The organism is Mesorhizobium sp. M7A.F.Ca.US.002.01.1.1 (genome assembly GCF_004022955.1).
In the GTDB taxonomy this organism is placed as follows: Bacteria; Pseudomonadota; Alphaproteobacteria; order Rhizobiales; family Rhizobiaceae; genus Mesorhizobium; species Mesorhizobium ciceri.
In genome coordinates, this window is sequence record NZ_RZQE01000025.1 from 20096 (window position 1) to 29971 (window position 9876).

The window sequence follows — 9876 nt, forward strand, 5'->3', positions numbered from 1 at the left end:
GGAGCCGCCATGCAAGATATCCGCGTCGTCACCGATTTCCCGCGCAAAATCCGCGAGATCGAGAATTTGTGGATTCCGATGCCGGATGGCGTCAAGCTGGCGGCGCGTGTCTGGCTGCCGGAAGACGCGGAGAGCGATCCCGTGCCGGCGATCCTCGAATATTTGCCCTATCGCAAGCGTGACGGAACGGTGGAGCGCGATGCGCTGACGCATCCCTATTTCGCCGGTCACGGCTATGCCGGCGTGCGGGTCGACATGCGCGGCTCGGGCGACAGCGAAGGGCTGTGCAAGGGTGAGTATCTGAAGCAGGAGCAGGATGACTGCCTGGTGGTCATCGAATGGCTGGCGAGGCAATCCTGGTGCTCGGGAAGCGTCGGCATGATCGGCATCAGCTGGGGCGGCTTCAACGGGCTGCAGGTCGCGGCCCGCCGGCCGCCGGCGCTGAAAGCCGTCGTTTCGCTGTGTTCGACCGACGACCGCTATAACGACGACGTGCATTATCTCGGCGGCGCGATGATGTGCGACAATCTGATGTGGGGAACCACCGCCTGGGCCATCGCCATGACCCCGCCCGACCCGCTCATTGTCGGTGACCGCTGGCGCGGTCTTTGGAAACAACGGCTGAATGGCAATGGCATCTGGATGCAGGACTGGTTCGAACACCAGCGCCGCGACGATTTCTACAAGCACGGTTCGATCTGCGAGGATTATTCCGATGTCGAAATCCCGGTCTACGCCGTCGGCGGCTGGGCCGACGGTTACCCCAATCCGATCTTCCGGATGCTGGAAAAGCTAAGCGGTCCCCGCAAAGGGTTGATTGGACCCTGGGGCCATAAATATCCGCACTTCGCCATGCCAGGACCGCGCATCGGCTTCCTGCAGGAGTGCCTGCGCTGGTGGGACCAATATCTCAAGGGCATAAACACCGGCATTGCCGACGAGCCGATGCTGCGCGCCTGGATTCAGGATCCCGCACGGCCGGCAGCGATCTATGACGAGCGACCCGGCCGCTGGGTCGCGGAGCCGGCATGGCCGGGGCCGGGGATCGGCGAAAAGGTGCTGAACCTTGCGCCGCATGTGCTGAGCGAGGCCAGGGGCGAAGACACGATCCTGGAGATTTCATCGCCGCAGACGGCCGGCCTGTCTTCCGGCGCCTGGTGCGGTTATGGCGTCATGCCGACCTTGCCGGTCGACCAACGCACGGAAGAAGGCAATGCCCTGATCTTCGAGACGGCGCCGTTGACCGAAGCGGTCGAGATCCTCGGTTTTCCCGAATTCGAGGTCAAGCTCTCCTCCGACAAGCCGGTTGCGCTTCTGTCCGCCACGCTGTCGCAAGTGTTCCCTGAAGGTGCTGCCTCGCGCGTCAGCTACGGCATCCTCAATCTGAGCCATCGCAACGATGATCTGGACATCGCACCCATGGTGCCGGGCCGGGCGGAGACCGTCCGCATCAAGCTGCGCTGCTGCGGGCAGCGTTTCGAGGTTGGCGAGCGTATCCGGCTGGCACTGGCGACATCGCATTGGCCGATCGTCTTTCCGACCGCCGAGCAGGCGACGCTGTCGATCCATTGCGGCGATAGCCGGCTGATCCTGCCGGTGCGCGCGCCGCAGAAGCTGGACGACACGCTGGGGGCCTTCCTGGCTCCGGAAAGCGCCGCGCCGATGGAGCAGGAGGTTCTGACCAAAGGGGACGGCTTTCAGCGCTCGGTTTCGACAGACCAGGTCACTGGCGAGACCGTCTACCAAGTCGTCAATGATGGCGGCACGGTGCGGCATCCGCATACGGGAATCGTCCTTTCAGCGAAGCATGTCGACCGGTTCTCCATTCACCCCGACGACCCGACCTCGGCGGTCGGCACCTGCACCTGGGAAAAATCCTATGGCCGCGGCGACTGGCAGGCGCGCCTTTCAGTGACGGCGACGGTGCGCGCGCTGCGCGACGTCTGGCGGATCGAGACCCACATCACTGCCCATGACGGAGACGAGCGGATCGTCGACCGCAGCGAGGTCAAGGAGTATCGGCGCGATCTCAACTGAGCGGCGGCGATTGGACTGGGCAATCAGGCCATCGATTTCGGCAAGGCGAAGGCCAGCGCATCGACGGCCAGCCGCACCTTCAGCGGCAGATGCGGTGTCTGCAGCCAAAGCGCGTGGCAGTCGTAGAGATATCGCGGCTGGTCCGGCAACAGCGCCATCAGCGCGCCGGCCTGAATGCGGTCGCGTACCAGCCACCAGGGCAGCCAGGCCAGCCCCATGCCGTCGGCGGCCGCGTCAGCGATGGCATCGAGATCGTCGAGCCGCAGCCGTCCGGTTGGCGTGATCTCGAGCGTGGGTTGCCCCTCGCGCACAAACAACCACGGCTGAATGACCTGGCCGAGCCGGCGGTAGACAGTCGCCTGATGGTCGGCGAGATCCTCGATCCGCTGCGGCTCGCCATGAATTCTGAGATAAGAGGGTGCCGCGCAGACGACCATGCCCTGACGCGCGACGCGACGCGCAATCACCCCCACCTTGTCGTCAAGAGCGCCGGTGCGGATTGCGAGATCGTAGCCGTCCTCGGCAAGATCCGCCAAGCGGTCGGTGAGCGACAGGTCGAGTTCCAGCATCGGATATTGATGGGCCAGCTTCCGCAACACGGGGGTCACGCAATGGCGCCCGAAATGCGCCGGCATGGTGACCCGCAGTTTTCCACGTGGCTCCGAAAACTGTTCGGCGGCGAGCGCATCGGCGGCTTCGGCCTCGGCCAGCACCACCCGACAGCGTTCATAGTAAGCGCGGCCGAAGTCGGTCAGGCTCTGCCGTCGCGTGGTCCGGTTGAGCAGCCGCACGCCCAGCCGCTCCTCAAGAAACCGGACATGCTTGCCGACCATCGGTCCGGAGAGATCAAGCGCGACCGCCGCGGCCGCGAACGAGCCGAGATCGACCGCCTTGACGAACACGGCCATGCTCTCAAGCCGATCCATATTCAGAACTCCTGGTTTCTACTGTTCTTCTCTTACAGCCATTTATCCCTGGCAAGACCGGCTGCATAGCTCATTCGGTTCAGCTGATTTGGAGTATCCGAATGACACGCGTAGTTCGCTTTCACCAGCATGGTGGCCCCGAGGTTCTGCGCATCGAGGATGTCGCGCTTTCCCCACCGGGTTCGGGCGAAGTTCAAATCCGGGTCAAGGCACTCGGCCTCAATCGCGCCGAAGCGCTGCTGCGCGCGGGTTCCTATATCGAGACGCCGACGCTCCCCTCGGGGCTTGGCCTTGAGGCAGCGGGCGTCATCGAGGCTATTGGCGACGGTGTGAGGGATTTCGCGCCGGGCGACAGCGTCAGTGTCATCCCGCCGCAATCGATGATCCGCTGGCCGGCCTATGGCGAGTTTGCCACCTACCCCGCCGGACTTGTCGTCAAGCATCCGCCGTCGCTCGACTGGCAGACGGCAGCGGCCGTCTGGATGCAGTATCTCACCGCCTATGGCGCGCTGATCGATATCGCCGGGCTGCACAGCGGAGACCACGTGGTGATCACCGCGGCCTCGAGCAGCGTCGGGCTTGCGGCAATCCAGATCGCCAACAGGGTCGGTGCAACAGCGATTGCGGTGACGCGGACATCGGCGAAGAGGCAGGCCCTGCTCGACGCCGGCGCGGCTGAAGTCGTCACCTTGGCCGAGGAGGATTTGGCGGCACGGCTGAATGAGATCGCAGGGCCTGAAGGCGTGCGCGTCGTGTTCGATGCGGTCGGCGGCCCGATCTTCGAGCCACTCACAGCGGCCATGTCGCGTGGCGGCATCCTCATCGAATATGGCGGTCTCAGCCGCGAGCCGACGCCATTCCCGCTGCCAGCGGTGCTGAGCAAGACGCTGACACTGCGCGGCTACCTCGTCCACGAGATCACCGGCAACCCTGTGAAACTCGAGGCCGCCAAGGCGTTTATCGTCGAAGGTCTGGAGGACGGGACGCTGAGGCCGATCATCGACAGGACCTTCGCGTTCGACCAAATCGTCGAGGCGCATCGCTATCTGGAATCGAACGAGCAGTTCGGCAAGATCGTAGTGACGATCTGAGATCGTAGTGACGATCTGAGATCGTGGTGACGATCTGAGATCGTGGTGACGATTTGAATCGTGGTGACTGCCTGAGCAACGGTGGCGAACAAATCATTCTTGCAGGGCAATATCGGCCTTGAAGCCGCGGCTTTGCATCCCTAACTGTTCGGTGCGGGCCGGGCCCCTCTGACTGTCGCTTTTGGCGATTGTGATGTCGGACCGCTTTAACGGGCCCGTTTCCATTCTTTCGGTCAAGCGGGCTCATTCCTTTCGGTTTGGAGCCCCGTATGACATCTACTTCCCTCCTCGGTATGGTTTGCCCCTCCTGCCGCGTCGCGCTCGTGATGAGCGAACGCCAGGGTATCGAAATCGACTACTGTCCGCAGTGCCGCGGCGTCTGGCTTGATCGAGGAGAACTCGACAAGATCATCGAGCGTTCCGGCAGGGAAGCGGCGCCCGCGCCGCAGCCACAGCCGGCAGCATTCTCCCAGCCACAACATGGCCAGAGCCGCGATGACGATTATTCCCGCTCGCACGGTCACCGCTATCCAAAGCGGAAGAAATCATTCTTCGAAGAGTTGTTCGACTGACCGCATGATGCCCGACATCCAGGCCGGCACTTGCTGAAACTTCCGAAACCACATCGACAAAGGTTCATCTCCGATGATTTCCCGCACCAGCCGATTTGCAGCCCTCTTTGCAGGACTGTTCCTTGCATTCTCCATGGTTGCGATGGACCATGCCGAGGCCCGTCGTGGCGGCAGTTTCGGCAGTCGTGGCATGCGTACGTTCCAATCGGCACCGCCGACCAGGACGGCCCCAGCACCGACCGCTCCGGTCGAGCGGTCGATGACGCCCAACACCGGTGTGAACAACGCGGCCCGGCAGCCGCAGGCCGGCCTGCAGAGGCCCGGCTTCATGAGCGGTTTCGGTGGAACGATGATGCGCGGCCTGTTGCTCGGCGGCCTGTTCGGCCTGCTTTTGGGTCAGGGCTTCGGCGGCCTGGCCGGCATGTTCGGTTTCCTGCTTCAGGCCTTGCTGATCGGTGGCGCGATCATGCTGGCCATCAGGTTCTTCCGCTCGCAATCCGCGCGCGGCCCCGCGCCGGCGCTCGCAGGTGCCGGCAATGCCCAGGCTTCGCGATTTGAGAACCGCTCAACGGCAGGGCAGCAGACTGCAGGCTCCTTCACAATTCCCGGTTTCGGCGGCGGTTCAGGTGGAGGCTCTCCGGCCGCCGCCTCCGAGGAGATCACGCTGGCCCAGACGGATCTCGACGCATTCCAGCAGCTGCTGACCGATGTCCAGGAAGCATTCGGGCGCGAAGACCATGCCGCTCTGCGCCGGGCGGTTACACCCGAAATGGTATCCTATCTGTCGGAAGAGTTGGCCGACAATGCCCAGAAAGGTCTCAGGAACGAGGTGACTGATATCACCTTGCTGCAGGCCGACATCGCGGAAAGCTGGCGCGAGGATGAGCGCGACTACGCCACGGCCGCCTTGCGCTACGAATCTCGTGACGTGACGCGCGAACGGGCCAGCGGCAAAATCGTCGCGGGCGACGATGATCATCCGACAGAGACGACCGAGCTGTGGACTTTCGTGCGTGAGAATGGATCGAACTGGAAGCTCTCGGCAATACAACAGGCTTGAGCCTCGGGCGATTTTTTCCGAGGCTTCGCAGTTGTGGGCGTTCAGCGCACGATCTTGACGCACATCGGCGTGCCGATCTCGATGGCGCGCCCGGTGTCGGTCAGTATGCCGCTGTCGGCGTCGCGGGCGAAGATCGAAATGCGGTCGCCATTCTGGTTGGCGGAAAACAGATGGCCGCCTGACGGCGTCAGCGCCAGGTTACGCGGGGTCGCGCCGCCGCAAGGGATATAGCTGACGAGGCTGAGCGACCCTGTCTGCTGGTCGACCGCCATGATGACGACGCTGTCATGGCCGCGGTTGGAGCCGTAGACAAAACGGCCATCCGGTGAGATCTGGATATCGGCGCAGTGGTTGCTGTCGCGTGCCTCGGCCGGCACCGCCGGCTTTGCGTCGATGATCGAGAGCTTGCCGGTGGCTTCGTCCAGCGTCATCGACACGATGGTCGAATCCAGTTCGTTCATGACGAAGACGAAGCGTCCGTTCGGATGCAGTGCGAGGTGGCGTGGACCGGCGCCGGATGGCAAAGCGGATTCGGTTAGCTTGGCCAGATTGCCCTCGCGCTCGATCCGGTAAGACACCAGCCGGTCGATGCCGAGGTCGGCGACGATGGCTGTTCCCCCGCCGATGGTTTCGGTGACGCTGTGCGCATGCGAGCGTTCCTGCCGCGCCACATTCGGGCCGCTGCCCTCATGCGAAACGCTGGCAAGCGGCGCCGACAAGGCGCCGTTCTCTTCGAAGCCATAGACAGCCACCGCACGATCCGGGCCGCCCTCGCCCATGCCGTAATTGGCGACCAGCAGTTTTGTCCCGTCGCGGGTGATGGTGTTGTGGGCGGCTATGCTGCCGAGCGACGGTTGCTTGTTCAGATAAATGAGCGTCCCCGAAGCTCGATCGAAGCTGTAAGCTGAGACGGTGCCCTCGCGCCAGGTGAACACTTCCGAGTTGGCGTAGATCCGCGAGCCGTCCGGTGTCACCGAGAGGAAGGTCGGATTGTCGACGTCGTTGGTCTCGGCCAGTTTTCGTGTTTCCAGCGTCGTCTCGTCAAAGCTGTAGACGCTGAGGCCGACGCCCCGAGCGCCCTGAAAATACGGCGCCTCGCGGTTCAGGCTGCCGACAAAGACCAGACAATTCTCGCGCATGATTTCCTCCCTACCCGCCTGCGCTTTGGCGCGCGGGAGCAGCCAAAATTTCGCCTGTTCACGCTTGCAACGCAACCCCATATGTGAAAATACTATTTACAAAAGAAGATTGACGGGAGGAGACGTCTTGTATTTCGACGCCTTGATGCGTTTTCCGATAGCTGTGACGTGCCCCATGCAGGTCTGGCGGTGCCGACCATGAACGATTTCGCACCTACCGTCGGCGTCGCCTCGACGCATCCCAAGAACATGCCCGGAGATCACGCCGCGCTGCCGGTGTGGAATGCCGAGAACTGGTTCTACGAGGACTGGCCCGTCGGCCAGAAGATCCGCTCGTTGCGGCGCACAATGGCCGAAGGCGACAGCCATTTGTTCAACACGCTGGTGCTCGACATCCACCCCTATGTGCAGGACCAGATGTTTGCCGAGAACGAAGGCATTTTCGGCAAGCGGCTGATCGCCGGCGCCTTTGTCTTTTCGGCTGGCCTGGGGCTGGTCGCCACCAACTGCGTCAATGCCTTCTCCTATGGCTACGACAAGCTCCGCTTCATAAAACCCGTCTTCATTGGCGACACGATCTATTCGATCCGCTCCAACCTCGACAAGAAGCCCCGCTACAAGGAAATGGGGCTGATCCGCGCCAGCTATGAGGTGTTCAAGGGCGAAGGCGAGTTGGTTCTCTATTGCGAGCATCTGCAGACGGTGAAGTACCGCAACCCGGCCGACTTCGTCGGCAAGACGGAGAAATAGCATGCCGGCAGCAGCCGAATTGCCGCTCGCCGGTCTCGTCGTCGTCGACATGAGCCAGTTCCTGTCCGGGCCCTATTGCTCACTCAGGCTGCTCGATCTCGGCGCCCGCGTCATCAAGATCGAGCGTCCGGATGGCGGCGACCTGTCGCGCCGGCTCTATCTCAGCGACACCGAGATCGGCGGCGATTCCACCATCTTCCATGCCATCAACCGGGCCAAGGAAAGTCTTGCCATCGACCTCAAGAACGAGGCCGATCTCGAGGCGTTGCGCGGCCTTCTGGCCAAGGCCGATGTGCTGATCCAGAATTTCCGGCCGGGCGTCATCGAGCGGCTCGGCTTGGACTACGAGGCGGTCCGCAAGATCAATCCGCGGCTGGTCTATGCCTCGATCAGCGGCTATGGCGAAGACGGACCATGGGTCAAGAGACCCGGCCAAGACCTGCTGGCGCAGGCGCGCTCCGGCGTGATGTGGCTGAACGGCGATGAGGACCAAGGGCCGGTGCCGTTCGGTCTTGCCATCGGCGACATGCTGGCCGGTGCCGCCTGCGCGCAGGGCATTCTGGCCGCACTCGTGCGGCGCGGCATCACCGGCCAGGGCAGCCATATCGAAACCAGTCTCCTGGAAGCGCTGGTCGATTTCCAGTTCGAGGTGCTGACGACGCATCTCAATGACGGCCGCCGGCTGCCCAGGCGCTCCAGCTTCCGCAGCGCGCATGCCTATCTGTCGGCGCCTTACGGTGTTTACCCGGCCAAGGACGGATACCTCGCCATCGCCATGACGCCGATTCCCAAGCTGGCCGATCTCCTGTCGCTCAGCGAACTCGCACCCTATCGCGACAAGCCTGCGTCGTGGTTCACCGCGCGCGACGACATCAAGGCGATCATCGCACAGCGGATCGCCACCAAGACGATCGACGAGTGGCTTGATATCCTCGAGCCGGCCGACATCTGGTGCGCCAAAGTGCTGACCTGGCCGGAGATGCTGGCGAGCGAAGGGTTCCATTCCCTCGGCATGCTGCAGACTGTGACGCGCGAGGACGATGTCTCGATCCTCACCACCAGTTCGCCGCTCCGGGTCGATGGCATAAGAGCCAAGGCCGATCGGGCGGCGCCCCGCATCGGCGAGCACAGTGCCGCCATCCGCGCGGAGTTCGGCCTGTGAGTTCGCCCAAGCTCAAAGGCATGACCTGGAGCCATCCGCGTGGCTATGATCCGATGGTCGCCTGCTCGGCGCTGTGGCAGCAGAAGACCGGTATTGCCATCGAATGGGACAAGCGCTCGCTGCAGGACTTCGAATCCTTCCCGGTCGAAGAACTGGCGCGCGCCTATGACCTCATCGTCATCGACCATCCGCATGTCGGCCAGATCACGGCCGAAGGCTGCCTGGAGCCGCTGGATGTCGCCGGACGCGAGGCGGAACGCACGGCCCTTGCCTCGGGCAGCATCGGCCAGTCCTATCCGAGCTACAACTGGCAAGGACGGCAATGGGCTTTCCCGATCGATGCGGCAACGCAGGTCCAGGCATGGCGTCCGGATGCGATCGGTGCGCCACCGGCGCGCTGGAGCGAGGTGCTCGATCTCGCCCGGCAAGGCCGCGTGCTGCTGCCGCTGCGGCCGCCTCACGTGTTGATGGTGTTCTACACGCTTGCCGGCAATCTCGGGCATGCCTGCACGACCGATCCATCCGACGATCTGATCGATGTGGAGATCGGTAGCCAAGTCTTCGAGGCAATGCGCGAGATCGCAGCGCTGGTCGATCCCGCGTGTTTCGAGATGGACCCGATTGCCGTCTCCGAACGTATGGCGGAGGCCGGTTCCAGGTTCGTCTGCGCGCCACTGATCTATGGTTACGTTTCCTATGCGACGGCTGGCTTTCGGGCGAACCGGCTGGCCTTTGCCGATGTTCCGGTCATCGGTTCCGGCGGCCCGGTCGGTTCGGCGCTTGGCGGCACCGGCATAGCCGTATCAGCCTTTTCCAAAGCCAGGGATGCCGCGATCGACTTCGCCTATTGGGTCGCGAGCGGCGATGTCCAGCGTGGCGCCTATGCCGCCGCCGGCGGCCAGCCCGGCCATGCAGCGGCCTGGGAGGACCAGGCTGTCAATGAAGCGACCGGCGACTTCTATCGGGATACGCGCGCGACGCTGGAGGGTGCATGGGTGCGGCCGCGCCACGACGGCTACATGACTTTCCAGCAAGCAGCATCCGAACGCATCCTTTCCGGCATGACCTCCCGGCATCAAGCCCGACAGGTTGTTGCCGATCTCAATCGCCTGTTTCGGGAGAGTTCCCCGGTGCAGGTG

General features: G+C 63.3%; 10 protein-coding genes. 7 read left to right on the plus strand and 3 right to left on the minus strand.

From position 1 onward, the window contains the following. Positions 1-9 precede the first annotated feature (9 nt). On the plus strand, positions 10-2037 hold the full coding sequence (locus EN932_RS05230) for a CocE/NonD family hydrolase (RefSeq protein ID WP_127368427.1): 2028 nt from the start codon (positions 10-12) through the stop codon (positions 2035-2037). 23 nt (positions 2038-2060) lie between these two features. Here the strand turns inward: EN932_RS05230 and EN932_RS05235 are convergent, their stop codons facing one another. Beyond that, the gene (locus EN932_RS05235) at positions 2061-2963 is read right to left on the minus strand and encodes a LysR family transcriptional regulator (protein ID WP_128368755.1); all 903 of its coding nucleotides are present in this window, start codon (positions 2961-2963) and stop codon (positions 2061-2063) included. A 101-nt stretch (positions 2964-3064) separates the two neighbouring features. Between EN932_RS05235 and EN932_RS05240 the strand changes: the two genes are divergently transcribed. After that, the gene (locus EN932_RS05240) at positions 3065-4054 is read left to right on the plus strand and encodes a zinc-dependent alcohol dehydrogenase family protein (RefSeq protein WP_127385071.1); all 990 of its coding nucleotides are present in this window, start codon (positions 3065-3067) and stop codon (positions 4052-4054) included. Between the two features lie 93 nt (positions 4055-4147). On the opposite strand, the gene EN932_RS38345 is transcribed toward EN932_RS05240, so the two are convergent. Continuing rightward, a complete protein-coding gene (locus EN932_RS38345; protein ID WP_206526336.1) occupies positions 4148-4291 on the minus strand; it encodes a hypothetical protein in 144 nt (47 codons plus the stop codon). A 32-nt stretch (positions 4292-4323) separates the two neighbouring features. On the opposite strand from EN932_RS38345, the gene EN932_RS05245 reads away from it, so the two are divergent. Both EN932_RS05245 and EN932_RS05250 read left to right on the plus strand, forming a co-directional pair. Continuing rightward, on the plus strand, positions 4324-4626 hold the full coding sequence (locus EN932_RS05245) for a zf-TFIIB domain-containing protein (protein WP_024502504.1): 303 nt from the start codon (positions 4324-4326) through the stop codon (positions 4624-4626). 73 nt (positions 4627-4699) lie between these two features. Next, a complete protein-coding gene (locus EN932_RS05250; protein WP_064995039.1) occupies positions 4700-5686 on the plus strand; it encodes a Tim44 domain-containing protein in 987 nt (328 codons plus the stop codon). A gap of 41 nt (positions 5687-5727) precedes the next feature. Here the strand turns inward: EN932_RS05250 and EN932_RS05255 are convergent, their stop codons facing one another. Then, positions 5728-6825, minus strand: a complete 1098-nt coding sequence (locus EN932_RS05255; protein ID WP_127368787.1) for a lactonase family protein — start codon at positions 6823-6825, stop codon at positions 5728-5730. 198 nt (positions 6826-7023) lie between these two features. Between EN932_RS05255 and EN932_RS05260 the strand changes: the two genes are divergently transcribed. From EN932_RS05260 to EN932_RS05270, 3 genes are all read left to right on the plus strand, one after another. Further along, positions 7024-7575, plus strand: a complete 552-nt coding sequence (locus EN932_RS05260; protein WP_013533014.1) for a MaoC family dehydratase — start codon at positions 7024-7026, stop codon at positions 7573-7575. Position 7576: 1 nt separating this feature from the next. Further along, the gene (locus tag EN932_RS05265; protein ID WP_024502501.1) at positions 7577-8737 is read left to right on the plus strand and encodes a CaiB/BaiF CoA-transferase family protein; all 1161 of its coding nucleotides are present in this window, start codon (positions 7577-7579) and stop codon (positions 8735-8737) included. After that, positions 8734-9876: extracellular solute-binding protein (locus EN932_RS05270; protein WP_128368756.1), on the plus strand; the 1143-nt coding region annotated here is incomplete at its 3' end. The genes EN932_RS05265 and EN932_RS05270, both read left to right, overlap by 4 nt.